Raw genomic sequence first — 26,326 nt, 5'->3', positions numbered from 1 at the left:
TCACCCCTGCCCCCCGCCGTCGCTGTCCCCCATCATGTCTTATGCGTCCCTGATATTAGTCATCCTGGCGGCGATGGCGCACGCCAGTTGGAATCTGCTGGCCAAGCGGGCCGCGATGGTGGGGCCGGTGTTCGTGTTTGCCTATGGACTGTGCGCCGTGCTGGTGTACGCACCATGGGTGGTCTGGATCCTGCTGCACGAAGGCATGACCTGGACCTGGCCGGTAGCGCTGTGCATCCTGGCCTCCAGTGCCTTGCACCTGGGCTACAGCCTGTGCCTTCAACGGGGCTACCAGGTGGCCGACTTATCCGTCGTGTACCCGATTGCACGCGGCACCGGGCCGCTGCTCTCGACGACCGGGGCTTTCTTGCTGTTGGGCGAACCGGCAACGGCCACAGGCATAGGCGGGATGCTGTGCGTGGTGGCTGGAGTGTTGCTGATTGCCACGCAAGGCCGGCTATCGTTGTTTCGCCAGCCCCAGGCCTGGCTGGGCGTGCGCTGGGGTGTGGTGATCGGGCTGTTCATTGCCGCGTACACCGTGGTGGACGCCTATGGAGTCAAGGTGTTGTTGATCATGCCCGTACTGTTCGACTGGTTTACCTGCGTGACGCGCACGGCCATGATGACACCGCACGTGATGCGGCGGCGCGCTGAAAATTGGCAGGCCATGCGTGGCCACTGGCACTTGGCGCTGGCCGTGGGGGTGTTGTCGCCGTTGGGGTACATCCTGGTGCTGTACGCCTTGCGCAACGGCGCACCCTTGAGCCTGGTAGCCCCGGCGCGCGAGATGTCGATGATGCTGGGCACGCTGGCAGGGATGTTCCTGCTGCGCGAAAAAGTGGGTGTAGGCCGCCTGGCCGGCTGCGCGGCGATTCTGGTGGGAGTGGTGCTGCTGGGATCGAGCTAGCGCCCGGCATATCGCCCTGGCCCCGTTCCCGGATTGCTTTCGCCCCTTTAGAACCCCGCGGCCGCCCCCAGCCACATCAGGCCGGGAATCAGGGCGCCCCACATGGCCACCAGCAAGACATCGACCACCATCTGCCGCACCGTGACGCCTTCGCGAACGACCTGGGCCGCCGTACCCAGGGACTGGCTGTGCGCGGCCTGGCTATCGGTGCCCAGCATATCCAGGGCCGGGGCCGGCGGCATGGCTGGCGCGGGCTGGGCGGGCTGCTGGGCCTGCGGCACAGCAGCCGGGACATGGCCGCGCGACAGGCCCGACGAGAACGGCCACTTGGCGGGTTGGCGCAACACGCCGCCGGCAGCCTGCGCCAGCAGGCGCGGCAACCACGCGGGCAGCCTGGAAGGCGACAGGGACGCGACGGAATCGGTGGCAAGAGCGGCGGTAGTCATGGAAAGGCTCCGTTCAGAATAGCGATAACTGCGGCGAGGCTTGCCGCGACTGCGGCGAACCGGATTGCCCGCCTTGCCTTGCGGCGACAGGCGGTGCAGGGGGTGTAGAGGGCAAGGGTGCCTGGAACAAATGGGTGGCCAGTTGCGGCCGGGTGATGTTCAGGCCCTGCTTGCGTACTGCCAGGTTGAAACGCTGGCGCAGCAGGTCGGCCCACAGGCCGCTGCCACGCATGCGAGTGCCGAAACTGGAATCGTTGCGCCGGCCATTGCGCAGGTCTTCGATGCGGTGCAAGACCCGCTGGGCCCGGTCGGGATAATGGGTTTGCAGCCATTCTTCGAAGATGGCCTTCACTTCCCAGGGCAGGCGCAGCACGGTGTAGCTGGCATAGCAGGCACCCGCCTGGCGGGATTCCTGCAGGATGTGTTCCAGGGATTCGTCGTTGATGAACGGAATGATGGGAGCCACCAGCACGCCCACCGGCACGCCGGCATTGGCCAGCGTACGCACCGCCTGAATGCGCCGCCAGGGCGCCGAGGCGCGTGGCTCGAGCGTGCGGGCCATGTCGGTGTCCAGCGTGGTGATGCTGACATACACCGTGATCAGGCGCCGCTCGGCCAGGGGTTGGAGCAGGTCGAGGTCGCGTTCGACCAGTGCGTTCTTGGTTACCAGCGTGGCCGGATGGCCAGTCTGCAGCAGCAGCTCGAGTACGCCGCGCGTCAGTTGCCATTGGCGCTCGATGGGTTGGTAGACATCGGTGGCCGACCCGATATTGATGGGCGACACCCGGTATCCCGGCCGGGCCAGTTCGGCCCGCAAGACATCGACCGCATTGGCCTTGGCGACCAGGCGCGTTTCGAAATCGAGCCCTGGGGAATACCCCAGGTAGGCGTGGGTGGGCCGGGCGTAGCAGTAGACGCAGCCGTGCTCGCAACCCCGGTATGGGTTGACGGCCACGTCGAAGGGGATGTCGGGCGAATCGTTGCGCGAGAGCAGCTTGCGGGCCTGCTCGGGCTTGACCGTGGTTTTCAGGGCCGGCTCGGCCACGATGGGAATGTAACCGGCGGGCGGCATGCTGGCCGGCCAGGCGGGATCAGACCATGCGGGATCGCCCAGGGCCTCGGCCGGCGCATGCGTGGAAACCCAGCCATCGTCGGCGGGAACGCGGTCGGTTTGCTGGAAGCGGTGCCGAACATTAGTAACCGCTCCCCGGCCGCGCAAGGCGGCGGGGGCGGCAGCCGGGGACCCAGAACCGGCGGGAAAAACGAGATCGGTGCGTTCCATGAAAGTACTGTACAAAAAACCAGTACTTTCAGCAAGCCCCTTGTGCCCTGAACAGGCGACGTCTCACTTTACCGCAAGACGCGCCGGCCGTCTGGAGAATTCATTTCACGACCTGGAAATCGGCCGCAAACCCGCATGGATATTAAATTTAGCTGAAAAACAACAAGCCGCCGGCCAAGCCGGACGGCGGCTTTTCCGCCTAGCGCAGCATGCCGGCGGCGGCGGTCTGGTGGGTGGCCTCGTCGATCAGGATGAAGGCCCCCGTCGCGGGTGCATCGGCATAGCGATCGACGGCCAAGGCCTCGCGCGTCACCAACGTGACGCGGCCGATTTCGTTCATCGCGAGCGTACCGTTTTCGTTGGCGACTTCTTGCAGTTCGTGGATGTCGCGTTGCGAGAGCACATCGCGAATTTTTGCCGATGTCAGTCGCGTGCCATGCTTGAGCAAATACTTGCGTGCCGGATTCAATGCCTGCGTATCCAGCCAGCACAACTCGGCCTCGAACTCACGGCCCACGCGCGCAGGTGCCGCGACATGCGACAGCACATCGCCGCGCGATACATCCACGTCGCGGTCCAGCACCACCGTCACCGAATCGCCCGCCGTCGCCGTGTCCACCGCTTGGTCGAAGGCCAGCAACTCTTGCACACGCGCGGCCACGCCCGAAGGCTGCACCAAGACTTCGTCACCCGGCCGCAGCACTCCGCTGGCCACCCGGCCCGCATAACCACGAAAGTCGTCGGCACTGTCGCCGCCATGCCGGGCCACCCACTGCACCGGAAAGCGCAAGGGCTGGGCCGCCGCGTCATTGGCCTGGCCCAGTTGTTCCAGCAGGCTGAGCAGCGGCGGGCCGTCGTACCAGGGTGTCCTGGTCGACGCATTGACCACGTTGTCGCCTTCCAGCGCCGACAGCGGCAGCACATGGAACTGCGCGATATCCAGGCGCCGCGCCAGGTCCGCATAGGCGTCACGGATCCGTTCGTACACGGCGCGGTCCCAATCGACCAGGTCCATCTTGTTGATGGCCACGACGATATGGCGAATGCCGAGCAGGCGTGCAATGGTGCTGTGCCGCTTGGTCTGCGGCAGCAACTTGCCGTCGGCGGCGCGCGTGGCGTCAACCAGGATGATGGCGGCATCGGCGGTCGAGGCGCCGGTGACCATATTGCGCGTGTACTGCTCATGTCCGGGCGCATCGGCCACGATGAACTTGCGCAGCGGCGTCGAGAAATACCGGTAGGCCACGTCGATGGTGATGCCCTGCTCGCGCTCGGCCTCCAGGCCATCGGTCAGCAGCGCGAAATCGATACCATCGCCGGCCACCCGCTTGTACTTGGCGCGCGAGATCGCGTCCAGCTGGTCGGCGAACACGCCCTTGCTGTCATATAGCAGGCGTCCGATCAGGGTGGACTTGCCGTCGTCGACCGAGCCGGCCGTGATCAGGCGCAGCACGCCGTTGTCGGCGCCCGAAAGAAAAGAATCGTTCACAGCGTTCATGGGAAAAGGTCCGGTGTATCAATTCAGAAATAACCTTCCTTCTTGCGGCGCTCCATCGAGGCCTCGGAAGTCTGGTCGTCCATGCGCGTGGCGCCGCGCTCGGTAATGTCGGTAACGGCGGTTTCGGCAATGATGGCGACCGGGTCGGCCGCATCCGAGGCCACCGGGCAGGTGCACGAAATATCGCCCACCGTGCGAAAGCGCACCGCCAGGTTCTCGACCTGTTCGCCATCCTGGGGCGGGGTCAGCGGCGTGACCGGCACCAGCAGGCCCCGGCGGCGCACCACGTCGCGGCGGTGGCTGTAATAGATGGAAGGCAGCGGCAGCTGCTCGCGCTGGATGTACTGCCATACGTCCAGTTCGGTCCAGTTCGAAATGGGAAACACGCGCATGTTCTCGCCCTTGTGCACCCGGGTGTTGAACAGGTTCCACAGTTCGGGACGCTGCGCTTTCGGATCCCACTGGCCGAACTCGTCGCGGAACGAGAAAATGCGTTCTTTGGCGCGTGCCTTTTCTTCATCGCGGCGCGCCCCGCCGATGCAGGCATCGAAGCCGAATTCCTCGATGGCTTCCAGCAGCGTCACGGCCTGGGCGGCATTGCGCGAATCGTTCTCGCGCCGCAGCACCACGCTGCCGCGCCGGATCGAATCCTCCACGCCGCGCACCAGCAAGGTCTCGCCCAGCTCGGCGACACGCCGGTCGCGGAAAGCGATCACCTCGTCGAAATTGTGGCCCGTATCGATATGCATCAGCGGAAACGGGAAGCGGCCGGGACGGAAAGCCTTTTCGGCCAGGCGCAGCAACACCACCGAATCCTTGCCGCCCGAGAACAGCAATACGGGCTTGGCGCATTCGGCGGCCACTTCGCGCAAGATATAGATCGCTTCGGATTCCAGCCAATCCAGGTGGCTGCGGTTGACGACGACAGACATGATTTCCCTTTACACAGAAGTCGATTTCACCGGCGCCACGGCCACGGCGATGACGCGATTGCCAGCATGCAGGCCGCATTCCTTGGAATCGGACGATTCCCACCACCAGCGCCCTGCCCGGACGTCTTCACCGGGACGGATGGCACGCGTACAGGGTTCGCAGCCGATCGACGGGTAGCCCTGGTCATGCAGGGGGTTGTAGGGAACGTCCAGCGCGCGGATGACATGCCAGACGTCTTCCTCGCTCCAGGCGGCCAGCGGGTTGTATTTGTAAAGGCCGAACACGGGATCTTGCTCGGCTTCGGGCAATTCGCCGCGCGTGGCGGCCTGGCCGCGGCGCTGCCCGGTGATCCAGGCGCCGCGTCCGGCCAGCGCGCGCTTCAGGGGCTCGACCTTGCGGATCTGGCAACAGGCCTTGCGCAGTTCCACGCTTTCATAGAAGGCATGGGCGCCATGCGCCTGCACGTAGGCTTGCACGGCGGCGGCCTCGGGACGGTAGACGGTAATGCCGCGGCCATAGCGCGCCTGCACCGCATCCAGCATGCCCAGCGTCTCGGCATGCAGGCGGCCGGTATCCAGCGTGAACACTTCCAGGCCTATCCCGCCGTCGTAGATGGCATGGGTCAGCACCATATCTTCGGCGGCCAGCGACGAGGCCAGCGCGGCATCGGGATACAGCCGCGCGATCTCGGCCAGGCGCGCTTGCAGCGTGCGCCAGCGCGCGGCAACGGCGGGATCCAGGGCGGTTTCGATAGTCGTCATGGTTGCGTGGCGAAAACACGGGCACGGCGCGGCCGCGCCAGCAGGTTTTCACCCTCCTTCAAGTCAAGTTCGCGATACAGGTGCTCGGGCACCTGGGCTTCGATCGTGGCCTGCATGTCCTGGCGTTCCAGCTCCAGGTAGGCGCTGGGCCCGGCCAGGTAGGCATGGTTCAGGCGCACCGGGATGCCCTGCCCCAGCCCGTTGTCGCGCGCCAGGTCGATCTCGTGCGGCCGCACGTAGGCCACCGCCTGCCGGCGCTCGGCCTGGGTCAGTTCCGGCGCCGGCAGCTCGACGCCATGCGCGTGCCAGACACCGTGGCTGGCATGGCCGCTCAGTTGGTTCACGTCGCCCAGGAATCCGTACACGAACGGCGTGGCCGGACGTTCCCAGACCTCGCGCGGGGTGCCCACCTGCTCGATGCGGCCGGCGTTCATCAAGACCACCCGGTCGGCCACTTCCAGCGCTTCTTCCTGGTCATGCGTGACGAACACGCTGGCCACATGCAGTTCGTCGTGCAGCCGGCGCAGCCAGCGGCGCAATTCTTTACGCACCTTGGCGTCCAGCGCGCCGAACGGCTCGTCCAGCAACAGCACGCGCGGCTCGACCGCCAGGGCACGGGCCAGCGCAATGCGCTGGCGCTGGCCGCCCGACAGTTGCGCCGGATAGCGATCGGCCAACCAATCCAGTTGCACCAGGTTCAGCAACTCGTGCACTTTCTCGCGGATCTCCGCTTCGGACGGGCGAGTGGCGCGGGGCTTGACCCGCAACCCGAACGCCACGTTCTCGAACACCGTCATGTGCTTGAACAAGGCGTAGTGCTGGAACACGAATCCCACTTGCCGATGGCGCACATCGACACTGGTGGCATCTTCCCCGGCGAATAGCACGCTGCCGTTGTCGGCGGTTTCCAGCCCCGCGATGATGCGCAGCAGCGTGGTCTTGCCACACCCCGAAGGGCCCAGCAAAGCCACCAGCTCGCCGGTCTCGATATGCAGCGACACATCGTCCAGCGCGCGGAAATCGCCGAAGCGGCGCGACAGGTTCCTGACTTCGATACTCATGCAAGGCACTCCATCATGCAGTCACCGGCCGGGCGGCGGCGGCGGGCGCAGGGGTTCGCTCCATCGGCGCCCCCGCCTCATCCGGCCGGGCGGTGCGCCATTCGACCAGGTTCTTGACCACCAGCGTTACCAACGCCAGCAGGGCCAGCAACGAAGCTACAGCGAACGCGGCCGAGAACTGGTATTCGTTGTAAAGGATCTCGACGTGCAGGGTCATGGTGTTGGTCAGCCCGCGCACGTGCCCGGACACCACCGACACCGCGCCGAACTCGCCCATGGCGCGCGCATTGCACAAGATCGCCCCGTACAACAGGCCCCACTTGATATTGGGCAGCGTCACACGCCAGAAAATCTGCCAGCCGCCAGCGCCCAGTGTCAGCGCGGCCTGCTCTTCCTCGCTGCCCTGTGCCTGCATCAGCGGGATCAACTCGCGCGCAATGAACGGAAAAGTGACAAACAGCGTGGCCAGCACCACGCCCGGCACCGCATAGACGACCTTCATATCGTGGTCTTGCAACCAGGGCCCCAGCCAGCCTTGCGAGCCGAACAACAGCACGAACACCAGGCCCGCCACCACGGGCGACACCGAAAATGGCAGGTCGATCAGCGTGATCAGGAATTGCTTGCCGCGGAACTGGAACTTGGCAATGGCCCAGGCCGCCGCCACGCCGAACACCAGGTTCAGCGGCAGCGAAATGGCCGCCACCCAAAGCGTCAGCTTGATCGCGCTTAAGGCGTCGGGTTCGACGATGGCCGCCAGGTACAGTTCCCAGCCTTTCTTGAAGGCCTCGGCAAACACCGCCACCAGCGGCGCCAGCAGGAACAGCGCCAGAAAGCCCAGGGCCAGCGCCAGCAACACACCGCGCACCCAGCGCGGCTCGGTCAAGTGATCGGGCCGGCTGACGCCGGCGGATGCGTGGCTCATGCCAGCCTCCCGCCACGGCGGGCCTGCCAGCCCTGCAGCAGGTTGATCACCAGCAGCAGCCCGAACGACAGCACCAGCATCACGGTGGCGATGGCGGCGGCGCCGGCATAATCGAACTGCTCCAGCTTCGAAATGATCAACAGCGGCGTAATTTCCGACACCATGGGCCGGTTGCCGGCAATGAAGATCACCGATCCGTATTCCCCCACGGCACGCGCGAAGGCCAGCGCAAAGCCGGTCAGCAAGGCCGGCATCACGGTGGGCAGCAAGACGCGGCGGATGGTCTGCCAGCGGCTGGCGCCCAGGCTGGCGGCCGCCTCTTCGATTTCGCGTTCGATGTCCTCCAGCACAGGCTGCACCGTGCGCACCACGAACGGGATGCCGATGAAGATCAGCGCCACCACAATGCCCAGCGGCGTGAACGCCACCTTCAGGCCCAGCCATTGCTCCAGCGGCCCGCCCAGCCAGCCGTTCTTGGCATACAGTGCGGTCAACGCGATACCCGCCACGGCGGTAGGCAGCGCGAACGGCAGGTCCACCAGCGCATCCAGGATCTTCTTGCCCGGAAAACGGTAGCGCACCAGCACCCACGCCACCAGCATGCCGAACACCAGGTTCACCAGCGCCGCCAGCAAGGCCGCGCCAAAGGTCAGCCGGTACGACGCCACCACGCGCGGCGCCGTCACCGTATCCCAGAATCCCTGCCACCCCAGATCGGCGCTCTTGAGCGGCAGCGAGGCCAGCGGGATCAACACCAGCAGGCTCAGGTACAGCACTGCGTAGCCCATGGAAATGCCGAAACCCGGCAAAACGCCGGGTCGGTTGCGCCGCCGGCCGGCGGGGGCTGCCGCCCCCGTGGCCGCGATCGTGCCTGTGCTCATGATTGCATCCTGTCGCGATCCACTATTTGCCGTTGGGCTGGTAGATCTGGTCGAAGGTGCCGCCATCATTGAAATGTGTCTGCTGCGCCTTCTGCCAGCCCCCGAAGATCGGATCGTCGATGGTGACCAGCTTCACTTTGGGGAACTGGTCGGCGAACTTGGCCGCCACCTTTTCATCGGTGGGCCGGTAGTAGTTGCGGCCGATGATTTCCTGCGCCTGCGGGGTGTACAGGAATTCCAGGTAGGCCTGCGCCGCCGCACGCGTCCCCTTGCGGTCGACGTTCTTGTCCACCACCGCCACCGGCGGTTCAGCCAGGATGGACAGCGAGGGCACCACGATATCGAACTTGTCCGGGCCCAGTTCCTTCAGCGCCAGGAAAGCCTCGTTTTCCCAGGCCAGCAGTACGTCGCCCACGCCGCGCTCGACAAAGGTGGTGGTCGAGCCGCGCGCACCGGTATCCAGTACTGGCACATGGCGGAACAACTCGCCGACGAAGGCCTTGGCCTTGTCGGTGCTGCCGCCGTTCTGCTCCAGCGCATAAGCCCAGGCGGCCAGGTAATTCCAGCGGGCGCCGCCCGAGGTCTTGGGATTGGGAGTGATGATTTCGATGCCGTCCTTGACCAGGTCGTTCCAGTCATGGATCTGCTTGGGGTTGCCCTTGCGCACCAGGAACACGATGGTCGAGGTATAGGGCGAGCTGTTGCGCGGCAGTCGGGTCTGCCAGTTTTCGGGCAGCAAGCCGCGAGCGGCCACGGCATCGATGTCATAGGCCAGCGCCAAGGTCACCACGTCGGCATCCAGTCCGTCGATGACCGAGCGGGCCTGCTTGCCGGACCCACCATGCGATTGGCGGATAGTCAGGTCGACGCCGGCCTTGGCCTGGTATTCCTTGACGAAGGCGGCATCGACTTCGCGGTACAGCTCGCGCGTCGGGTCATACGACACATTCAACAGCGACTGCTTGTCTTGCGCCTGCGCCGGCAGCCCCAGCACGAAAGTGGCGGCCACGGCGGCCACAGCGGTCCAGAATTTTTTCTTTTGCAGCATGTTGGCGTCCATGTGTATCAACGATGGATGCAAGTTTGCAGGCGGCTCGAACTAAACGGAACGAATCATTATTTGATTGCTCATCGCTATTAGGCATAAGCCGCGAGCGGCGGGCAAAAAAAACCGCGCCCATGCAGGGCGCGGAGGCGGCACCGGCACAGGCAGGACGCAAGCGCCCTACCCGCACCGTTGGTAATTTACTTATTCGGCTGAGGCGTAATGCGCAGGTATGGACGCACGGCCTTGTAGCCCTTCGGGAATTTTTCCTTCAGAACGGCCTCGTCTTTCAGCGACGGCACGATGATGACGTCATCGCCGTCTTCCCAGTTCACCGGCGTGGCCACGCTGTGGCTGTCGGTCAGTTGCAGCGAGTCGATGACACGCAGGATCTCATTGAAATTGCGTCCCGTGCTGGCCGGATAGGTGATGATCAGGCGCACCTTCTTGGCCGGGTCGACGATGAACACCGAACGCACGGTAGCGGTGGCGCTGGCGTTCGGGTGGATCATGTCGTACAACTCGGCCACTTTGCGATCGTCATCGGCAATGATCGGAAAGTTGACCTTGGTGGACTGCGTGTCGTTGATGTCGTCGATCCATTTGGTGTGCGACTCGACGCCATCCACCGACAGCGCCAGCACTTTGACATTGCGCTTGGCGAACTGGTCGGCCAGCTTGGCGGTATAGCCCAGTTCCGTAGTGCACACGGGAGTGAAGTCGGCCGGGTGCGAGAACAACACGCCCCAGTTGTCGCCCAGGTACTCATGAAAGCGGATCGGGCCGATGGACGATTTCTGGTCGAAATCCGGGGCGGTATCGCCCAGGCGAAGTTGGCTCATGGAAGTCTCCGTGGCGGTAAGTGCCGCCGGCCGCAACGGCCGGCAGTCTGTAAAAGGCGATCCCGGCTGGTAGCCGGATCGGTGTCAGATGATTCTTACATCAAACTGGTATCACCGGAAATACGTAAGTTGTATATGTTTAATAACACTACGCAATATGGCCCTGCACGCCGCACGCGTCAGCGACATCGCCGGCCCGCACCGCCGCCGACAACGCCAGCGCTCGCGGCAGGATCTGGGCACCGTAGAACAAAGCAGTGGACAGCTTGGTGCGATAAAAAGGGTCGGTAACGCCCTCGGCCAATTGCCGCTGGCAGGCCAACGCAGCGCGTGCCATTTGCCAGCCGCCGTGCACGATGCCCGCCAGCATCAGGTAGGGCACGCTGGCGGCGTAGACCGCCCGTATGTTCGACTGCGCGTGTTCCAGGATGAACGCCACCGCGCCCTCGTAGGCCTGGATGGCATGGTCCAGATTGCCGCGCAGCAGGCTCAGGCCTTCGCGATCGGCCGGCGTGGCGCGCGCCGCCGCGCCATCGAGCGCCTTGAGCGTATCGCGCATGGCGGCAATGCAGGCGTAGGCGGTGGCGCCGCCATCGCGCAGGGTCTTGCGGCCCACCAGGTCATTGGCCTGGATGGCCGTCGTGCCTTCGTAAATGGGCAGAATGCGGGCATCGCGATAGTACTGGGCCGCGCCGGTTTCTTCGATGAAACCCATGCCGCCGTGCACCTGGATGCCCAGCGAAGCCACTTCCACCGCCGATTCGGTGGAAAACCCCTTGACTATGGGGACCAGGTATTCATAGAACGCGCGATTGCGGGCGCGCACTTCGGCATCCGGGTGATGCACCCCCTTGTCGTGCGCGGCTGCCGCCACGAAAGATACCGCCCGGGCGGCCTCGGTCAGGCCGCGCATCGTCAGCAGCATGCGCTGCACGTCGGGGTGGCGAGCGATGGCTACCGGCCCGGCCGAGCCCTCGACTGCCCGGCCCTGCACACGTTCCTGCGCATAGGCCAATGCATGCTGGTAGGCGCGCTCGGACACCCCGATACCCTGCTGGCCCACACCAAAGCGGGCTGCGTTCATCATGATGAACATGTATTCAAGGCCGCGGTTCTCTTCGCCCACCAGGTAGCCCACCGCACCCTCGCCGGCATCGCCCTTGCCCGAACCGTACAACAACACGGCCGTGGGGCTGCCATGGATGCCCAGCTTGTGCTCGAGCGAAGCGCACCACACATCGTTGCGCGCACCCAGGCTGCCGTCGTCGTTGACCAGGAATTTGGGCACGATGAACAGCGAAATGCCCTTGACCCCCGCCGGTGCATCGGGCGTGCGGGCCAGCACCAGGTGAATGATGTTTTCGGCCAGATCGTGTTCACCGTAGGTGATGAAGATCTTCTGCCCGCTCAGGCGGTAGCTGCCGTCGCCCTGCGGCACCGCACGGGTCGCCACCTGGGCCAGGTCCGAGCCCGCCTGCGACTCGGTCAGGTTCATGGTGCCTGTCCATTTTCCGGCGATCAGGTTGGGCACGTAGGCTTGGCGCTGCGCGTCGGACCCGACGGTCAGCAGCGCCTCGATCACGCCGTCGGTCAGCATGGGACACAGCGAAAAAGCCAGGCTGGCCGCCTGGATGTTCTCGCTGGGCGCGGCAGCCACCAGCTTGGGCAGCCCCTGCCCGCCCCATTGCGCCGGGTGCTGCAGGCCCTGCCAGCCGCTGGCGGCATATTCGGCAAACCCCTGCTTGAATCCCGGCGTGGTCGTCACCTGCCCGTCGTCCCAGCGCGGCGGCTGGGTATCGCCGGGTACGTTCAGCGGCGCGATGGCCTGCTCGACAAAACGGGCGTTCTCGTCCAGGATGGCGTCGACCAAGTCCGGCGTGACTTCTTCAAAACCGGGCAGCTTCAGGATATCGTCCAGGCCAGCCAGTGCTTTGAGCGTGAAACGAAAGTCCTGCAACGGGGTGACGTAGGGCATTGTGGCTCCAGGATCAGTTGGCGGTGGCGGTGCTCTCCCGGGCCAATCTTAAACCTTTGGCGCCTTCCTTGCGGGCGAATTCAGCGAACGCGGCTGACGCCCGCCACCTGCATGAACTCCACCGCCGCCAGGTGCGTGATGCCCCCGTTGCCGGACGAGGCCACGTTCAGTTCGTCGGGCTTGCCGCGAGCGCGCTCCAGCAGGTCTTTCACGCTGTTGTAAAGCGCCGTCGCTACCCCCGGCGGTGCGCCATGGAATGGCGGCCACCATCCTGCCCTACTCCGCGGCACACGCCGAAAATGAAAACGCCGGGCGTGCCGTACCGGGTTTCCCCGGCGCGGCACGCCCGGCGCGGCGCCCTTGTCTAGAGCGCGTTGGCCAGTTCGGGCACGACCTGGAACAGGTCGCCGACCAGGCCGTAGTCGGCCACACCGAAGATCGGCGCTTCGGCGTCTTTGTTGATGGCCACGATGACCTTCGAGTCTTTCATGCCGGCCAAGTGCTGGATGGCCCCCGAGATGCCCACCGCCACGTACAGCTGCGGCGCGACGATCTTGCCGGTTTGGCCAACCTGCCAGTCGTTGGGCGCGTAGCCCGCATCGACCGCGGCGCGCGAGGCGCCCAGGGCGGCACCCAGCTTGTCGGCCAGCGGATCCAGGATCTTGAAGTTCTCGGCGCTGCCCAGGCCACGCCCGCCCGAGACCACCACGCGCGCGCCCGCCAATTCGGGACGATCGCTCTTGGCCACTTCGCGGCCCACGAACGAGGACAGCCCGGAATCGGCCACGGCCTCGAGCGCCTCGACCGCGGCCGAGCCGCCGGTGGCGGCCACCGCGTCAAACCCGGTGGTGCGCACCGTGATCACCTTGACCGCATCGCCCGACTGCACCGTGGCGATGGCGTTGCCCGCGTAGATGGGGCGCTGGAAGGTGTCGGCGGATTCGACCCCGATGATGTCCGAGATCTGCGCCACGTCGAGCTTGGCGGCCACGCGCGGGGCCACGTTCTTGCCCGAGGCGGTCGCCGGGAACAGGATGTGGCTGTAGTTGGACGCCACGGCCAGCACCTGGGCGGCCAGGTTCTCGGCCAGGCCGTCGGCCAGTTGCGGCGCATCGGCCAGCAGCACCTTGGCCACGCCGGCGGCCGCCGCGGCCTGCTCGGCCACAGCCTTGGCATTGCTGCCGGCCACCAGCACGTGCACATCGCCGCCCAGCTTGGCGGCAGCCGCGATGGTGTTCAGGGTGGCGCCCTTCAGTTGGGCGTTGTCGTGTTCGGCAATAACCAGCGTCGTCATCTTAGAGCACCTTCGCTTCGTTCTTGAGTTTGTCGACCAGCGTGGCCACGTCTTCCACCTTGATGCCGGCCTTGCGGGCGGGCGGTTCGCTGACCTTCAGCGTCTTCAGGCGCGGCGCCGGATCGACGCCCAGGTCTTGCGGCGTGACGGTGTCCAGTTGCTTCTTCTTGGCCTTCATGATGTTGGGCAGCGTGACGTAGCGCGGCTCGTTCAGGCGCAAGTCGGTGGTGACGATGGCCGGCAACTTCAGCTTGACCGTCTCCAGGCCGCCGTCGACTTCGCGCGTGACCGTGACGTTGCCGTCGGCAACTTCCACCTTGCTGGCGAACGTGGCCTGGGGCCAGTCCAGCAGCGCGGCCAGCATCTGGCCGGTTTGATTGGCGTCGTCATCGATGGCCTGCTTGCCCAGGATGACCAGTTGCGGTTGCTCTTTGTCGACCAGGCCCTTGAGCAGCTTGGCCACGGCCAGCGGCTGCAGTTCGGCATCGGTTTGCACCAGGATGCCGCGATCGGCGCCGATGGCCATGGCCGTGCGCAGGGTTTCCTGGCACTGCGCCACGCCGCAAGACACCGCCACCACCTCGGTGGCGCCGCCCTTTTCCTTCAGGCGCGTGGCTTCCTCGACGGCGATCTCATCAAAGGGGTTCATGGACATCTTCACGTTCGCGATATCCACGCCCGTTTGATCCGACTTGACGCGTACCTTGACGTTGTAGTCAACCACGCGCTTGACAGGTACCAGCACCTTCATCCAGCAGCCTCCTAGCTATGAATAATTGGCCGGCTGGCGCCGGCCCCGCATTGCACAATTCATTGATTCTACAACTTTGCCAGCGCCCGTACGTGGGCGACCACGCTGCGTCCAAGGGCTGATAAGTTGTAACCGCCTTCCAGCATGCTGACGATACGCCCCCCGGCGTGGCGTCCGGCCACCTCGGCCACGCACTCGGTGATCCAGGCGTAGTCGGCCTCGACCAGCCCCATCTGGCCCATGTCGTCTTCGCGGTGGGCGTCGAAACCGGCGGAAATCAGGATCAGCTCGGGCGCATGCGCTTCCAGGCGCGGCAGCCAGAGATCGCGCACCAGCGCGCGTACCGCGGCGCCATCGGTATAGGCCGGTACCGGCACATTCTCCATGTTGGCGGCCGGATGGCTAGCGCCGCTATTGGGAAAAAACGGATGCTGGAAGAAGCTGCACATCAGCACGCGCTCGTCTCCCGCGAACGCCTCTTCGGTGCCGTTGCCATGGTGCACGTCGAAATCGACAATGGCCAGGCGCCGCACGCCATGCGCATGCATCGCATGCTGCGCCGCAATGGCAATATTGCTCAGGAAGCAGAATCCCATGGCCTGGTCGGGACGCGCGTGATGGCCAGGCGGACGCACCGCGCAGAACGCGTTGGCGGCCTGCCCGCCCATCACCGCATCGACGGCCGCGATACCCGCACCGGCCGCATGCAGCGCAGCCTCGTAGGTGTGCGGATTCATCACCGTGTCGGGGTCGATGCTGAAATAGCCCCCGGCCGGCGACTGGGCCTGCAGGCGGTCGAGATAGCTGGCGCCATGCACGCGCAAGATAGCCTCGCGGGTGGCGGCGGGTGCTTCGCGCTCGGCCAGGAAAGGCATCAGGCCGCTGATCAACAATTGATCGGCGATGGCATCCAGCCTCTGCGGGCTTTCGGGGTGCCAACTGCCCATTTCATGCAGCCTGCACGACGGGTGGGTAAGATACATGGTCTCCATAAGGAAGATTATGTTCATCTGTCGGCGATTCCTGCAAATCGGCACGGTTTCCCTGGTCCTGGCCGGTTGCGCAGCTACCCCCCCATCCGGCTCGCCACGGGCCCAGACTCCCTCTGAAAACACTAGCGGCGCAGCGCCGATCCGCATCGGTCCGGCCCAGCCTCCGGGCGAACCCCCGGCAGCGCTGACCCCCACGGGCACGCTGCGCCCCGAGGCGCGCGCCTATGCCGAGCAACTGGCCGCTGAACGCGGCCTGCCGCTGGACCCGATCGTGGCCGCGCTGGCCGACTCCCGCTACAACGCCACGGTGGCGCGGCTGATCGCCCCGTCCCCCCCCGGGCGCAAGGTGTGGCGCAGCTGGGTCACCTACCGGGCCCGCTTCGTCGAACCCAAGCGCATCAAGTGGGGCGTGCAATTCTGGCAAGAAAATCAGACTTTGCTAAGCCAGGCCGCACAGCGCTACGGCGTACCGGCCTCGATCATCGTGTCGATCATCGGCGTCGAAACCCTGTACGGCCGCAACATGGGCAGCTTCCGGGTGCTGGATGCCCTGGCCACGCTGGCGTTCGATTACCCGGACCCCAACAAACCGGAGCGCGCCGAGATGTTCCGCGGGCAGTTGGGCGATTTCATCACCCTGGCCTTGCAAGACAAGCTGGAGCTCGATGCCAGGGGCTCATACGCGGGGGCCATCGGCATGCCGCAGTTCATGCCCGGCAGCATCAAGCGCTACGCGGTGGACGGCGATGGCGACGGCCACATCGACCTGGCCAACAGCGTGTCCGACTCGGTGATGTCAGTGGGCAATTTCCTGGTCGAACACGGCTGGCTGCGCGGGCTGCCAGTGTTTGCGCCGGTCATTTTGCCGCCCGACCCATCGGCCCTGGCCACGGGTGGCCTGCAACCTACGCAAACCTGGGTCAGCCTGCAGGCAGCGGGCGCGCGGCTGGCGCCCGGCGCGAACGGCGATGGCTGGCTGGACCGCCCACTGGGCGTGGTAGACCTGCAAGAAGAGGCGCGCGGCACCGTGCAATACCGAACTGCCACGCCCAACTTTTTTGCACTGACGCAATATAACCGCAGCTATTTCTACGCCACCGCAGTGGCCGACCTGGCGGCCGCGATAGAAACCCGCACCGGGCGCTGAACGCGGCCGTGGCCTCGGCTAGCGGCTTTCGTTGAACACGCCGGTCGACAGATAGCGGTCGCCACGGTCGCAGACAATGAACACGATAGTGGCGTTCTCGACGCGCTCGGCAACCCGCAGCGCCGCCACCAGCGCCCCTGCCGACGAAATGCCGCCGAAAATGCCTTCTTCGGCGGCCAGCCGGCGGGCCATGGTCTCGGCCTCGGCCTGGCCGATGGACTCGTACGCGTCGACCAGGCTGCCATCGAAAATCTTGGGCATATACGCCTCGGGCCATTTGCGTATGCCCGGGATCTGCGAGCCTTCGGCCGGTTGCGCCCCCACGACCTGCACCTTGGCATTACGCGATTTCAGGTAGGTGGACACGCCCATGATGGTGCCCGTGGTTCCCATGGCGCTGACGAAATGGCTGACGCGGCCATCGGTCTGCGTCCAGATTTCGGGGCCGGTGCCTTCGATGTGGGCGCGCGGGTTATCGGGATTGCCGAATTGATCCAGCACCTTGCCCTTGCCGTCGGCCTGCATCGACGTGGCCAGGTCGCGGGCATATTCCATGCCGCCCTTGCTGGCCGGCGTCAGGATCAGCTCGGCGCCATAGGCGGCCATGGCGGCGCGGCGCTCTACTGACAGGTTGTCGGGCATGATCAGCACCATGCGGTAGCCGCGCATGGCGGCTGTCATGGCCAGCGCAATGCCGGTGTTGCCGCTGGTGGCCTCGATCAGCGTATCGCCCGGTTTGATCTCGCCACGCTCTTCGGCGTGCAGGATCATGGACAGTGCCGGCCGGTCTTTGACCGAACCCGCGGGATTATTGCCTTCCAGTTTGGCCAGGATGACATTGCCCCGCGCCTGGCTCGCCGCGCCCGGGATACGCTGCAGACGGACCAGCGGCGTGTTGCCGACGGTTTGTTCGATAGTGGGATAAGTAGAGGTAGCCATGCCGCCGATCATAACCGTAGGCGGGACGGCGCGGCGCCAAAGCCGCGCTTGCGCCAGGGGTACCGCCGGCCAGCTTTCAGGGTGCTGAAAGCCCGGGCAGCGCGGGCGCGAATTGCGGCGTGGCGACGCTACCCGGGGTCAGCACAGGCACGCCCGCGCCCACAGCCAGCCCGGCAGCCTGCAGGCCCTCCAGGCGCTTGCGGCCGATGCCCCGCACGCGCTCGGACAGGTCTTGCAGCGACTCGTACGGGCCGGCGCGTTCGCGTTCCTGCACGATGATCTGGGCCGTACGCGGCCCCACCCCACGCAGCGTCTGGAGTTGTTCGACCGACGCCGCGTTGACATCCAGGGCCTGGGCCGGCATGGCTGCCAGGCCCAGGCCGCCGGCCACCGCCAGGCACCCCGCGGCACGCGCGAAGGGGCGGCGCGCACGCGCCGGGCTGGCGGGACCTGGCTGGCGCGGGCTGATCAGGGGCCAGCGCGGGGCATGGCGATAGGCAGTACGCGGCAGTGCCGGCAAAGGCGCGGCCACCGGGTCATGCAGGAAAGGATTCATGGCTAGGCTCCGTACAAGACGGCGGATCGGTCGATCCGCCTGCCCAGCCATGATGCGGTTCGCCGCGCCTGCCGTGCAGGCGCGTGAATGGAAAAGTCAGCCGCGGAAACTACGAACGTCCAAGCCCTCGGCTAGGCCTTGCGTGCGCGCCAGTAGCGCACGTATTCGGCCACGCCGGTCTGTACGTCGCGCATGGAAGCGGCAAAACCCGCCGCGCGCAATTGCGTGACATCGGCTTGCGTATAGCTCTGGTAGCGGCCCTTCAGGTCGTCGGGGAACGGGATATAGCGCACCAGCCCTTGTTCGACCAGCTTGTCCAGCGGCAGCGCGGCTTCGCCGCGCTCTTCGCGCAGGGCATTGACCACGGCGGCCGCCACATCGTTGAACGGCTGTGCGCGGCCCGTGCCGCAATTGAAAATACCCGACGTTCCGGGGTTGTCGAGAAAGTGCAGATTCACGGCCACCACGTCTTCGACCGAAATGAAATCACGGCTTTGCCCGCCATCGTCATAGCCATCCCAACCCGCGAACAAGCGCACGTGGCCTTCGGCCAGGAACTGGTTCATGTTGTGGAAGGCCACCGACGCCATGCGGCCCTTGTGCTGCTCGTGCGGGCCATATACGTTGAAATAGCGCAGTCCCACCACCTGGGCCACCAGGCTGCTGAAGCGGGTGCGCAGCACCTGGTCGAACAGCAGCTTGGAATAGCCGTAGACATTCAACGGCCGCTCGTTGGCCGGATCTTCGACATACACCGACGAGCCGCCGTACACCGCCGCCGACGAGGCATACAGGAACGGGATGCGCTGTGCCTGGCAATACTCGAACAGTTCCAGCGTGACCCGGTAATTGTTGTCGAGCATATAGCGCCCGTTGCGCTCGGTGGTGTCCGAGCAGGCGCCCTGGTGCAGCACGGCACGCACCTGCGGCAGCGAACCCGCCAGCACCCGGCGGCGGAATTCGTCTTTGTCGAGGTAATCGGCGATCTGGCAATCGACCAGGTTGAGGAACTTGTCGCCCTCGGTCAGGTCGTCGACCGCGATGATGTCCTGGATGCCGCGCCGGTTCAGGCCGCGCACCAGGTTGCTGCCGATGAAACCGGCAGCGCCTGTGACGACTATCATGAAGATTCTCCTGCGAGTTCTGCGGCGGTGACGACCGAGGTGCCCAGCTTGCCAACGACAATGCCGCCGGCCCGGTTGGCCCAGCTCATGGCATCGACCCAGGGCTGGCCAATGGCTCGCATGGCGGCCAGCGTGGCCAGCACCGTGTCGCCGGCGCCAGACACGTCGAAGACTTCGTGCGCCTGGGCATCGACGTGCTCGCGTCCCGCTGCGGTGAAAAGTGTCATGCCCTGCTCGGACCGCGTCACCAGCAGAGCTTCAAGATCGAGATCGGTGCGCAGCCGCTGGGCGCGCTCGGTCAATTGTGATTCGGAATTCCAGCGGCCCACGGCCTGCTGCATTTCCAACCGGTTGGGGGTAACCAGGGTAGCGCCGCGATAGCGGACGTAGTCATCGCCCTTGGGATCGACCAGCACGGGCACGCCCGCGGCGCGCGCCTGGCTGATCAGGGCCTCGACGCGCTCGAGCGTGCCCTTGGCATAGTCGGACAACACCACGACGTCGTGGTTCGCCAGGTGGCGCGCCAGTCGGGAGTCCAGGTCATCCAGGGTGGCAGGCGCAGGGTGCTGCTCGAAATCGACGCGCAGCAACTGCTGTTGCCTGCCCAGCACGCGCATTTTCAGGGTGGTGGGATGTTCGGCGTCGGCCACCAGGTCTGCCCGCACACCCGCCTGCCCGGCCAGGCGGCCGATACTGTCGCCGGCCTCGTCGGCGCCTACGATGCCCACCAGGGTGGCCTGCCCCCCCAGGGCGGCGATGTTGCGGGCCACGTTGGCCGCGCCGCCCAGGCGATCTTCACGGCGTGCCACGCGCACGACAGGCACCGGCGCCTCGGGAGAGATGCGTTCGACCTCGCCGAACCAATAGCGGTCCAGCATGATATCGCCCACGACAAGCACGCGGGCACGCGCAATGGCCTCGGCGGGAAATGGCTTCATTCGAGTTCTTCCAGACGGCGCGGCGAGTAGGTTTCCCAGGCATTGCAGCCTGGGCACTGCCAATAGTACCGGCGCGCCTGGAAGCCGCAATTGCGGCAGGTGTAGCGGTCCAGGCGCTGCGTATGCTTGTGGATCAGGCTGCGCAGCAGGCTCAGGTCGGCGCCGCGCACCGGCCCTTGTTCTTGCTGGCCGCCGTTGGCGCTGCCCAGCTCGGCTTCGAGCAGGCGGTCGAGCCCCAGCAGCGACGGATGATGGCGCAGCGCACCGCGCGCGAATGCCCAGGCGGGTGCGGCGCCCTGCTGCACCCGCAGTTCGCGGAACACGACATTGAACAAGTCCAGCGACGGATGGTGCGCGTATTGCTTTTGCAGCACTTCCAGGCCATCGACAGCCTGGTCGGCCGTGCGGTAGTTGGCCAGCAACTGTTCGGCAATCAGTCCGGCGAACTCGGGCGCGTCGGACAAGATGGATTCCAGGTACATGCGCTCGCGCTTGGGGTCTTGTTCAAGCAGCGCCAACCGGGCGCGCAGCATCGCGGTACGCACCTTGGCGGCCTTGCCGGCCGACTCGCCATGGCCGGCCTGCTTGGCGGCATGGTCGGCAGCGTCGAGCGCGGCGTGCGCGGCATCGGCGTTGAAAGGCTTGGCCGCCAGCGCCGACTGGGCCTGTTCGCAGTAGTAGTGCACGATCTGCGGCACGGGCTCTTCTACCAGGCCGTGCAGCGTCTTGACGGCCTCGATGGCGCGCGGCCAGTCGTGCTCGGACTCGTAGATGCGGATCAACGAACGCAGCGCCGGCAGCGCGTAGCGCGTATCTTTCATTTGCTCGAAGGCGCTCTCGGCACGATCGAGCATGCCTGCCTTGAGAAAATCGTGCGCCAGCTCGTGCTGGGCGTGCTGGCGCTCGGCCTCGGGCAGGTCTGAGCGGTTCAGCAGGCTTTGGTGCACGCGGATGGCGCGCTCCATTTCGCCGCGCCGCCGGAACAGGCTGCCCAGCGCGAAGTGCAATTCGGTGGTCTCGGGATCGAGTTTCGCGACCTCGACAAACGCATCGATGGCACGGTCGGGCTGCTCATTGAGCAGGAAATTCAGGCCCCGGAAGTACGAATCGGGCAAGGTGCGCGTCTCGCGCAGCATCTGCCTGAAATCGAATCGCGCCGCCAGCCAGCCCAGTGCAAACAGCACGGGCACGAAAATAAGCCACCAAGGTTCAAAATCCACGCTGCGAGCTCTGTAGCGGTCGAAGGAAAATCGGAATGGCGCCGCTTACAGCGGCGACATGGGAGCGATGGCTTCGGGTGCCACGACCGGCTGCGTGCCATTGGCGGCAGCCTGCAGGCGCTCGACCTCGCGGCGCAGGCGCACAGCCTCGCGGCGGCGGCGCATGGCGGCCGGTACGGTCAGCAACAACCCGAACAGCGTGCCCACCACGAACGTCGCCAGCATGACCACGATAAGCGGAACGTCCTGTACGACGTAGTCGGCGTAGAACTTGACCGCCACGGGGTCGGTGTTCTTCAGGGCGAACATCAGCACCGCAATGAAAACGAGCAATCGCAGGGCCCAGACGAGGTAGCGCATGACGCATGCTCCAGAGTGTTCGAGATGATCAATTGTAAGCGGAAGCCGGCCCGGTACGGCGGCAAATATGGGACGGCCCTGCGACGAACAAGGTCCCCAAAGGGGCGCCTTTGCCTTGGGACGGCCTTTGAGCAAAAACAAAGCCCCTTGAACACTCAAGGGGCTTCGCCTATCGGTGCAGCCTGATACGGGGCCGCGAGGCCCCGCCAGCGCGCTACATGGCGTGCAAGCCGAGCAGCGTGGGCTGGGCTTCGTCCTGCGTGCCGTCGGCCTGCGCGTCGGCCAGGCCACCGGCCAGGTCGACTCGCTCGCGCAATTCCTTGCCGGCCTTGAAGTGCGGCACCTGTTTGCCAGGTACCAGCACTTGTTCGCCCGACTTGGGATTGCGTCCGACACGGGGTGAGCGCTGCGACAACGAAAAGCTGCCAAAACCGCGGATCTCGATGCGCTGGCCCGAGGCCAGGGCCTGGGTCATTGCATCGAGCATGGTCTTGACCGCGTAATCGGTGTCGCGGGCGGCCAGCTGGGGATAGCGGGCCGCCAGTGCGGCGATCAGCTCCGACTTGGTCACTATCAGCCGTCGTTGCGCTGTTGATCCAGCTTGGCCTTGAGCAGCGCGCCCAGGTTGGTGGTACCCGAGGAGGCGCTGGCTTCGGACATGCGCTGGATGGTATCGGCGGTTTCGGCGTTATCGCGTGCCTTGATCGACAACTGGATCGAACGCGTCTTGCGGTCGACGTTGACGATCATGGCTTCGATGTTCTCGCCCGCCTTCAACACGGTCGTGGCGTCTTCGACGCGGCCCGACGAGATCTCGGAGGCACGCAGGTAGCCTTCGACGTCGACCGACAGCGTGATGACCGCGCCCTTGGGCTCGACCGACTTGATCACGCCAGGAACCACGGCACCCTTGTCGTAGGTGGCAACGAAGTTGTTGAAGGGGTCGCCTTCCAGCTGCTTGATACCCAGCGAGATGCGTTCCTTGTCGGTATCGATGCCCAGTACCACGGCTTCGATCTCGTCGCCCTTCTTGAAGTTGCGCACGGCTTCTTCGCCGGTTTCCGTCCAGGACAGGTCGGACAGGTGAACCAGGCCATCGATGCCGCCGGGCAGGCCGACGAACACGCCGAAGTCGGTGATCGACTTGATGGCGCCGCGGACCTTGTCGCCACGCTTGAAGTTGGTGGCGAACTCTTCCCAGGGGTTCTGGCGGCACTGCTTCATGCCCAGCGAGATGCGGCGACGGTCTTCGTCGATTTCCAGGACCATGACTTCGACTTCTTCGCCCAGGGTCACGACCTTGCGCGGATCGACGTTCTTGTTGGTCCAGTCCATTTCAGAGACGTGCACCAGGCCTTCGATGCCGGCTTCCACTTCGACGAACGCGCCGTAGTCGGTCAGGTTGGTAACCTTGCCGAACAGGCGGGTGCCTTGCGGATAGCGACGGGCCAGGCCCACCCACGGATCTTCGCCCAACTGCTTGACGCCCAGCGAGACGCGGCTCTTTTCCTGGTCGAACTTGAGGACCTTGGCTTCGACTTCCTGGCCCACTTGCAGGACTTCGGAAGGATGACGGACGCGGCGCCAGGCCATGTCGGTGATGTGCAACAGGCCGTCGATACCGCCCAGGTCGACGAACGCGCCGTAGTCGGTGATGTTCTTGACCACGCCCTTGACCACGGCACCTTCGTGCAGGGTTTCGAGCAGCTTCTGGCGCTCTTCGCCCATGCTGGCTTCCAGCACCTGGCGGCGCGACAGCACGACGTTGTTGCGCTTGCGGTCAAGCTTGATGACCTTGAATTCGAGCGTCTTGCCTTCGTACGGGGTGGTGTCCTTGACAGGACGCAGGTCGACCAGCGAGCCCGGCAGGAACGCGCGAATGCCGTTGGTCATGACGGTCAGGCCGCCCTTGACCTTGCCAGTGATGGTGCCGGTAACCAGTTCGCCGTTTTCAAGGGCTTTTTCGAGCTGCAGCCAGGCCGACAGGCGCTTGGCGCGGTCGCGCGACAGGATGGTGTCGCCGTAGCCGTTTTCCAGGGAATCGATGGCCACCGAGACGAAATCGCCAGGTTGCACTTCGAGTTCGCCCTGGTCGTTCAGGAATTCTTCCAGGGGAATCAGAGCCTCGGACTTCAGGCCGGCGTTGACGACGACGAAATTGTGGTCGACGCGCACGACTTCGGCGCTGATGACTTCGCCGGACTTCATGTCCTGGCTTTTGAGGCTTTCTGCGAAGAGGTCGGCGAAGCTTTCGCCGCCGGTGGCGGGAGTGGAAACGGAAGACATGGGGTTGAAATCCATTGGGCCGCAATGGCCGTTAAAAACACACCGAAGCGGATTGCCCGCGACAGTGGAGTGGGTGAACCTGCCAGGGCTCGCCAGCCCCGGGCACTTGCCCGGAAACTACGAACCGCCGCCAGGGACGGAAACTTTCCAGAAGTCGAGTACTGCCTGCACCGTTTGCTCGATGGTCAGGTAAGACGAATCGAGCACGTGCGCATCGGCCGCTGGCACGAGAGGCGCCGCGCTGCGCTGGGTATCGCGCGCATCGCGTTCGCGCATATCGCGCAAAAGGTCGGATAGATTAGCAGAAATTCCCTTTTCGATCAACTGCTTACAGCGCCTTTCGGCACGGGCTTCGACATCGGCCACCAGGAAGACCTTCACGGCGGCGTCCGGAAACACCACCGTGCCCATGTCGCGGCCGTCGGCCACCAGCCCCGGTGGTACCCGAAACGCCCGCTGGCGCTCGAGCAGCGCCTGCCGCAGGGCGGGATAGGCGGCAATGCGCGAGGCGAAATTGCCGACCCGCTCCTGGCGGATGGCCTCGCCCACCTCGGCACCTTCCAGATAGATATGGCGGCCCTCGAAACGGACATCCAGGTGGCAGGCCACGCGGGCCACGCCGGCCTCGTCTTCGGCGGCCAGGCTGCGGTTGAGCGCCGCCAGCGCGGTCAGCCGGTACAGCGCCCCGCTATCGAGCACGGCCCAGCCCAGCGACTTGGCCACCCGATGAGCCACCGTACCCTTGCCCGAGGCCGTGGGCCCGTCGATGGCAATGACCGGTACAGGAGAAGCGGGCGACGGGGCGGAATCAGTCGTCATGGAGATCGGTGGCAAGGGTCTGGCCAGACACCAGCCCGGCGTAGACGTCGAAATAATCGGGGAACGTCTTGCTTACACAGCCCGGATCCAGGATACGCACGGCGGCCGGCCCGAAGGCGGCCAGCGAGAAACACATGGCCATGCGGTGGTCGTCCCAGGTGCCGATATGGGCGTCGCGCCAGCCATCTTGCGCCGGCGGCGTGATGCGCAGCCAGTCTGGGCCGGACTCGATACCTGCGCCCAGCTTGGCCAATTCGGTGTGCATGGCGTGGATGCGGTCGGTTTCCTTGACGCGCCAGCTACCGATGTTGCGCAGGCGGCAAGGCCCATCGGCGTACAGCGCCAGCGCGGCCGCCGTCATGGCGGCGTCGGGAATCAGGTTGAAATCGGTATCGAATGCCTTCAGGCGACCGCCTTGGTCGACCCTCACGCCGCGTGCCTCGATCCAGTCGGGACCGTAGTCGATCTGCACGCCCATGTCGGCCAGGGTATGGGCAAACGCCACGTCGCCCTGGATGCTGCTGGCGTTTACGCCGCTGACCCGCACGGGGCCGCCGCCTATGGCACCCAGTGCCAGGAAATACGAGGCCGACGAGGCATCGCCTTCAACCGCAATGGCGCCGGGGCTGCGATAGGCGGCCCCGCCCTCGATCGTGAAACTGCGCCAGCCGTCGCGCCGCACCTGCACGCCATAGCGCGCCATCAGGTTGAGGGTGATCTCGATATACGGTTTGGAAATCAGCTCGCCCGCTACCTCGATGACCACGGGCCGGTCGCTGGCCTGGGCCAGCACCGGCGCGGCCAGCAACAGCGCAGTCAGGAACTGGCTGGACACGGCGCCCTGCACGCGCACCGGCGAGCCGGCCTGGATGCGGCCCGCGCCGATGGCCAGCGGCGGATAGCCATCCTGGCCCTGGTAGTCGATCCGGGCGCCCCACTGCCGCAGCGCGTCGACCAGATCGCCGATAGGCCGCTCATGCATGCGCGGCACGCCCGCCAGCCGGTATTGCCCGCCCATCAGGGCCAGTGCCGCGGTCAGCGGCCGGAACGCCGTGCCAGCGTTGCCCAGGAACAAATCGGCCTGCTTCACGGGGAAGCGGCCGGCGCCGGTAACGGCTACGCGGCCCGCGCCGGCCTCGGCCAGCTCGACGCCCAACTGGCGCAGCGCAGCCAGCATCACGCGGGTATCGTCCGAATCGAGCAGGCCCGATATCTCGGTGCGCCCCGCCGCCAGCGCAGCCAGCAACAGCACACGGTTGGAAATGCTCTTCGAGCCCGGCAGGGCGACCTGGCCGCGCGCCAGCCGGGCGCGAGGCAGATCAAGAAAAGGCTGTCCCGTCATGG

At 65.5% G+C, this 26,326-nt stretch carries 27 protein-coding genes; 2 read left to right on the top strand and 25 right to left on the bottom strand.

All coding sequences use genetic code 11. From position 1 onward, the window contains the following. Positions 1-34 precede the first annotated feature (34 nt). Positions 35-907 (top strand): DMT family transporter, encoded by an 873-nt coding sequence (locus KW845_RS04830; protein WP_218368015.1) that lies wholly within the window; start codon positions 35-37, stop codon positions 905-907. Positions 908-954: 47 nt separating this feature from the next. Here KW845_RS04830 and KW845_RS04825 read toward each other — a convergent pair whose 3' ends face one another. From KW845_RS04825 to KW845_RS04760, 15 genes are all read right to left on the bottom strand, one after another. Beyond that, complete coding sequence (locus tag KW845_RS04825) at positions 955-1,353, bottom strand: hypothetical protein (protein ID WP_218368666.1); 399 nt, start codon at positions 1,351-1,353, stop codon at positions 955-957. A gap of 13 nt (positions 1,354-1,366) precedes the next feature. Beyond that, a complete protein-coding gene (locus KW845_RS04820) occupies positions 1,367-2,635 on the bottom strand; it encodes a PA0069 family radical SAM protein (RefSeq protein WP_218368014.1) in 1,269 nt (422 codons plus the stop codon). Positions 2,636-2,834: 199 nt separating this feature from the next. After that, a complete protein-coding gene (locus KW845_RS04815; RefSeq protein ID WP_218368013.1) occupies positions 2,835-4,133 on the bottom strand; it encodes a sulfate adenylyltransferase subunit 1 in 1,299 nt (432 codons plus the stop codon). 23 nt (positions 4,134-4,156) lie between these two features. Continuing rightward, on the bottom strand, positions 4,157-5,065 hold the full coding sequence (gene cysD / locus KW845_RS04810) for a sulfate adenylyltransferase subunit CysD (protein WP_218368012.1): 909 nt from the start codon (positions 5,063-5,065) through the stop codon (positions 4,157-4,159). A gap of 9 nt (positions 5,066-5,074) precedes the next feature. Continuing rightward, positions 5,075-5,827: a phosphoadenylyl-sulfate reductase gene (locus KW845_RS04805; protein WP_218368011.1), complete on the bottom strand. Its 753-nt coding sequence runs from the start codon at positions 5,825-5,827 to the stop codon at positions 5,075-5,077. Beyond that, on the bottom strand, positions 5,824-6,888 hold the full coding sequence (locus tag KW845_RS04800; protein ID WP_218368010.1) for a sulfate/molybdate ABC transporter ATP-binding protein: 1,065 nt from the start codon (positions 6,886-6,888) through the stop codon (positions 5,824-5,826). Before KW845_RS04800 ends, KW845_RS04805 begins: the two co-directional genes overlap by 4 nt. Before the next feature lie 13 nt (positions 6,889-6,901). Beyond that, entirely contained in the window at positions 6,902-7,813 is a 912-nt protein-coding gene (gene cysW, locus KW845_RS04795) for a sulfate ABC transporter permease subunit CysW (protein ID WP_218368009.1), read from the bottom strand. Beyond that, a complete protein-coding gene (cysT, locus tag KW845_RS04790) occupies positions 7,810-8,694 on the bottom strand; it encodes a sulfate ABC transporter permease subunit CysT (protein WP_218368008.1) in 885 nt (294 codons plus the stop codon). Before cysT ends, cysW begins: the two co-directional genes overlap by 4 nt. A 22-nt stretch (positions 8,695-8,716) precedes the next feature. Further along, positions 8,717-9,742 (bottom strand): sulfate ABC transporter substrate-binding protein, encoded by a 1,026-nt coding sequence (locus KW845_RS04785; RefSeq protein ID WP_218368007.1) that lies wholly within the window; start codon positions 9,740-9,742, stop codon positions 8,717-8,719. 197 nt (positions 9,743-9,939) lie between these two features. Beyond that, entirely contained in the window at positions 9,940-10,581 is a 642-nt protein-coding gene (locus tag KW845_RS04780; protein WP_218368006.1) for a peroxiredoxin, read from the bottom strand. Between the two features lie 148 nt (positions 10,582-10,729). Then, complete coding sequence (locus tag KW845_RS04775) at positions 10,730-12,556, bottom strand: acyl-CoA dehydrogenase (protein WP_218368005.1); 1,827 nt, start codon at positions 12,554-12,556, stop codon at positions 10,730-10,732. Positions 12,557-12,636: 80 nt separating this feature from the next. Continuing rightward, positions 12,637-12,768, bottom strand: coding sequence for a tripartite tricarboxylate transporter substrate-binding protein (locus KW845_RS29430; protein ID WP_255592378.1), 132 nt, complete (start codon positions 12,766-12,768; stop codon positions 12,637-12,639). 152 nt (positions 12,769-12,920) lie between these two features. Further along, positions 12,921-13,850 carry an electron transfer flavoprotein subunit alpha/FixB family protein gene (locus KW845_RS04770; RefSeq protein WP_218368004.1) on the bottom strand — a complete coding sequence of 310 codons (930 nt, stop codon included), beginning with the start codon at positions 13,848-13,850 and terminating at the stop codon, positions 12,921-12,923. Between the two features lies 1 nt (position 13,851). Then, positions 13,852-14,601 carry an electron transfer flavoprotein subunit beta/FixA family protein gene (locus KW845_RS04765; RefSeq protein WP_218368003.1) on the bottom strand — a complete coding sequence of 250 codons (750 nt, stop codon included), beginning with the start codon at positions 14,599-14,601 and terminating at the stop codon, positions 13,852-13,854. 68 nt (positions 14,602-14,669) lie between these two features. Next, complete coding sequence (locus KW845_RS04760) at positions 14,670-15,593, bottom strand: histone deacetylase family protein (protein WP_218368624.1); 924 nt, start codon at positions 15,591-15,593, stop codon at positions 14,670-14,672. A 10-nt stretch (positions 15,594-15,603) separates the two neighbouring features. Here KW845_RS04760 and mltB point away from each other — a divergent pair, with 10 nt between their 5' ends. Beyond that, positions 15,604-16,740 carry a lytic murein transglycosylase B gene (gene mltB / locus KW845_RS04755; protein ID WP_218368002.1) on the top strand — a complete coding sequence of 379 codons (1,137 nt, stop codon included), beginning with the start codon at positions 15,604-15,606 and terminating at the stop codon, positions 16,738-16,740. 18 nt (positions 16,741-16,758) lie between these two features. On the opposite strand, the gene cysM is transcribed toward mltB, so the two are convergent. The 10 genes from cysM to aroA all read right to left on the bottom strand — a co-directional run bounded on the left by cysM (position 16,759) and on the right by aroA (position 26,324). After that, positions 16,759-17,679, bottom strand: a complete 921-nt coding sequence (gene cysM / locus KW845_RS04750) for a cysteine synthase CysM (RefSeq protein WP_218368001.1) — start codon at positions 17,677-17,679, stop codon at positions 16,759-16,761. Between the two features lie 76 nt (positions 17,680-17,755). Continuing rightward, complete coding sequence (locus tag KW845_RS04745) at positions 17,756-18,235, bottom strand: DUF655 domain-containing protein (protein ID WP_218368000.1); 480 nt, start codon at positions 18,233-18,235, stop codon at positions 17,756-17,758. Positions 18,236-18,366: 131 nt separating this feature from the next. Beyond that, the gene (gene rfaD / locus KW845_RS04740; protein ID WP_218367999.1) at positions 18,367-19,359 is read right to left on the bottom strand and encodes an ADP-glyceromanno-heptose 6-epimerase; all 993 of its coding nucleotides are present in this window, start codon (positions 19,357-19,359) and stop codon (positions 18,367-18,369) included. After that, positions 19,356-20,297: a D-glycero-beta-D-manno-heptose-7-phosphate kinase gene (gene rfaE1, locus KW845_RS04735; RefSeq protein WP_218367998.1), complete on the bottom strand. Its 942-nt coding sequence runs from the start codon at positions 20,295-20,297 to the stop codon at positions 19,356-19,358. Before rfaE1 ends, rfaD begins: the two co-directional genes overlap by 4 nt. After that, on the bottom strand, positions 20,294-21,517 hold the full coding sequence (gene lapB / locus KW845_RS04730; RefSeq protein ID WP_218367997.1) for a lipopolysaccharide assembly protein LapB: 1,224 nt from the start codon (positions 21,515-21,517) through the stop codon (positions 20,294-20,296). Before lapB ends, rfaE1 begins: the two co-directional genes overlap by 4 nt. Positions 21,518-21,562: 45 nt before the next feature. Continuing rightward, on the bottom strand, positions 21,563-21,877 hold the full coding sequence (locus tag KW845_RS04725; protein WP_218367996.1) for a lipopolysaccharide assembly LapA domain-containing protein: 315 nt from the start codon (positions 21,875-21,877) through the stop codon (positions 21,563-21,565). A 214-nt stretch (positions 21,878-22,091) separates the two neighbouring features. Continuing rightward, the gene (locus KW845_RS04720) at positions 22,092-22,448 is read right to left on the bottom strand and encodes an integration host factor subunit beta (protein WP_218367995.1); all 357 of its coding nucleotides are present in this window, start codon (positions 22,446-22,448) and stop codon (positions 22,092-22,094) included. Between the two features lie 2 nt (positions 22,449-22,450). Further along, positions 22,451-24,163 carry a 30S ribosomal protein S1 gene (gene rpsA / locus KW845_RS04715; protein WP_218367994.1) on the bottom strand — a complete coding sequence of 571 codons (1,713 nt, stop codon included), beginning with the start codon at positions 24,161-24,163 and terminating at the stop codon, positions 22,451-22,453. 117 nt (positions 24,164-24,280) lie between these two features. Continuing rightward, positions 24,281-24,982, bottom strand: coding sequence for a (d)CMP kinase (gene cmk, locus KW845_RS04710; RefSeq protein WP_218367993.1), 702 nt, complete (start codon positions 24,980-24,982; stop codon positions 24,281-24,283). Next, positions 24,972-26,324, bottom strand: a complete 1,353-nt coding sequence (aroA, locus tag KW845_RS04705) for a 3-phosphoshikimate 1-carboxyvinyltransferase (protein ID WP_218367992.1) — start codon at positions 26,322-26,324, stop codon at positions 24,972-24,974. Before aroA ends, cmk begins: the two co-directional genes overlap by 11 nt. Positions 26,325-26,326 lie beyond the last annotated feature (2 nt).

This window comes from Bordetella sp. BOR01, assembly GCF_019218885.1.
Taxonomy (GTDB): Bacteria; Pseudomonadota; Gammaproteobacteria; order Burkholderiales; family Burkholderiaceae_B; genus Bordetella_A.
The sequence above is the reverse complement of the archived record's forward strand: the minus strand, read 5'-3'. Positions and strand labels throughout refer to the sequence as shown.

Bases quoted from the DNA above. Each gene is read 5' to 3' on its own strand.
- KW845_RS04805 (WP_218368011.1), bottom strand. From the start codon at position 5,827: ATGACGACTATCGAAACCGCCCTGGATCCCGCCGTTGCCGCGCGCTGG.
- KW845_RS04745 (WP_218368000.1), bottom strand. From the start codon at position 18,235: ATGAATCCTTTCCTGCATGACCCGGTGGCCGCGCCTTTGCCGGCACTG.
- aroA (WP_218367992.1), bottom strand. From the start codon at position 26,324: ATGACGGGACAGCCTTTTCTTGATCTGCCTCGCGCCCGGCTGGCGCGC.
- rpsA (WP_218367994.1), bottom strand. From the start codon at position 24,163: ATGTCTTCCGTTTCCACTCCCGCCACCGGCGGCGAAAGCTTCGCCGAC.
- cysT (WP_218368008.1), bottom strand. From the start codon at position 8,694: ATGAGCACAGGCACGATCGCGGCCACGGGGGCGGCAGCCCCCGCCGGC.
- KW845_RS04800 (WP_218368010.1), bottom strand. From the start codon at position 6,888: ATGAGTATCGAAGTCAGGAACCTGTCGCGCCGCTTCGGCGATTTCCGC.
- KW845_RS04725 (WP_218367996.1), bottom strand. From the start codon at position 21,877: ATGCGCTACCTCGTCTGGGCCCTGCGATTGCTCGTTTTCATTGCGGTG.
- KW845_RS04785 (WP_218368007.1), bottom strand. From the start codon at position 9,742: ATGCTGCAAAAGAAAAAATTCTGGACCGCTGTGGCCGCCGTGGCCGCC.
- KW845_RS04770 (WP_218368004.1), bottom strand. From the start codon at position 13,850: ATGACGACGCTGGTTATTGCCGAACACGACAACGCCCAACTGAAGGGC.
- cysD (WP_218368012.1), bottom strand. From the start codon at position 5,065: ATGTCTGTCGTCGTCAACCGCAGCCACCTGGATTGGCTGGAATCCGAA.
- cysW (WP_218368009.1), bottom strand. From the start codon at position 7,813: ATGAGCCACGCATCCGCCGGCGTCAGCCGGCCCGATCACTTGACCGAG.
- KW845_RS04830 (WP_218368015.1), top strand. From the start codon at position 35: ATGTCTTATGCGTCCCTGATATTAGTCATCCTGGCGGCGATGGCGCAC.
- KW845_RS04760 (WP_218368624.1), bottom strand. From the start codon at position 15,593: ATGGAGACCATGTATCTTACCCACCCGTCGTGCAGGCTGCATGAAATG.
- KW845_RS04780 (WP_218368006.1), bottom strand. From the start codon at position 10,581: ATGAGCCAACTTCGCCTGGGCGATACCGCCCCGGATTTCGACCAGAAA.
- KW845_RS04775 (WP_218368005.1), bottom strand. From the start codon at position 12,556: ATGCCCTACGTCACCCCGTTGCAGGACTTTCGTTTCACGCTCAAAGCA.
- rfaE1 (WP_218367998.1), bottom strand. From the start codon at position 20,297: ATGAAGCCATTTCCCGCCGAGGCCATTGCGCGTGCCCGCGTGCTTGTC.
- mltB (WP_218368002.1), top strand. From the start codon at position 15,604: ATGTTCATCTGTCGGCGATTCCTGCAAATCGGCACGGTTTCCCTGGTC.
- KW845_RS04825 (WP_218368666.1), bottom strand. From the start codon at position 1,353: ATGACTACCGCCGCTCTTGCCACCGATTCCGTCGCGTCCCTGTCGCCT.
- cmk (WP_218367993.1), bottom strand. From the start codon at position 24,982: ATGACGACTGATTCCGCCCCGTCGCCCGCTTCTCCTGTACCGGTCATT.
- KW845_RS04820 (WP_218368014.1), bottom strand. From the start codon at position 2,635: ATGGAACGCACCGATCTCGTTTTTCCCGCCGGTTCTGGGTCCCCGGCT.
- KW845_RS04815 (WP_218368013.1), bottom strand. From the start codon at position 4,133: ATGAACGCTGTGAACGATTCTTTTCTTTCGGGCGCCGACAACGGCGTG.
- rfaD (WP_218367999.1), bottom strand. From the start codon at position 19,359: ATGATAGTCGTCACAGGCGCTGCCGGTTTCATCGGCAGCAACCTGGTG.
- KW845_RS04765 (WP_218368003.1), bottom strand. From the start codon at position 14,601: ATGAAGGTGCTGGTACCTGTCAAGCGCGTGGTTGACTACAACGTCAAG.
- cysM (WP_218368001.1), bottom strand. From the start codon at position 17,679: ATGGCTACCTCTACTTATCCCACTATCGAACAAACCGTCGGCAACACG.